Here is a 726-nt window from a genome sequence, read left to right as displayed (position 1 = left end):
CTGCGGATGAGGAAAGTTGTTCCGCACTCTATCAGGATTTTTGCAGAGCAGGGAGATCCCAGAATGAGCGATTTGGCGGAGTTTTTTTTTCCAGAGTTTCCCTATGCTGCAGCTGTAGTTCTTCGACTTGTTCTTGCATCAACTCGGATCTCTCTGGCTCCGGGAAGGCGGACAGTAGGCCCGACAGGTTGGGCCAGGTCTTTGTTTAATTTTTTACAGAGTTATGTCCAAACGCATCCTGGTGATTGAAGACGAACCCTCTATTCGCACCTATCTGCAGAAGGTGTTGCAACGAGCGGGGTACAACACGGTGGCGGCCACTGATGGAGAAGAGGGCTTGCAGATGGTGCGCACCCTGATGCCCGACTTGGTGTTGTGCGATGTGGTGATGCCCAAGCTGAACGGCTATGGGGTGCTGGATGCCCTGAGATGGGATCAGTCTACAGCTCACATCCCCTTCGTCTTTCTCTCCTCGAAAATCTCTCCCGAAGAGATTGAACAGGGGCTATGTTTTGGCTCCGATGCCTATCTGACGAAGCCCGTTGACCAGAAACGCCTGCTGAAAGCCGTTGCTGCCCAATTGTCTTGAGTTGACCAAAAGGCGCGGCAAGCCCCGTCCTTCAGGGCAGGGAAGGATAGCGCGAACCGTAGCCTATATCGTTGTCATCACGCATAGGCCAAGAATACGATTGAGCGGTGCAACGACTTCAAGCCTTCAAGTACGAA

At 52.8% G+C, this 726-nt stretch carries 1 protein-coding gene; it reads left to right on the top strand.

The features are described from left to right. Positions 1-223 precede the first annotated feature (223 nt). Entirely contained in the window at positions 224-589 is a 366-nt protein-coding gene (locus NW837_RS15810) for a response regulator (RefSeq protein ID WP_414332670.1), read from the top strand. The last annotated feature ends 137 nt before the right edge of the window (positions 590-726 follow it).

This window comes from Synechococcus sp. R6-10, assembly GCF_047461815.1.
Taxonomy (GTDB): Bacteria; Cyanobacteriota; Cyanobacteriia; order Thermostichales; family Thermostichaceae; genus Thermostichus.
Note: the sequence above shows the minus strand (reverse complement) of the source record. Positions and strands in the feature narration are given on the sequence as shown.

What these genes read in the sequence shown, in the direction of transcription:
- NW837_RS15810 (WP_414332670.1), top strand. Translation starts at nt 224, where the DNA reads ATGTCCAAACGCATCCTGGTGATTGAAGACGAACCCTCTATTCGCACC.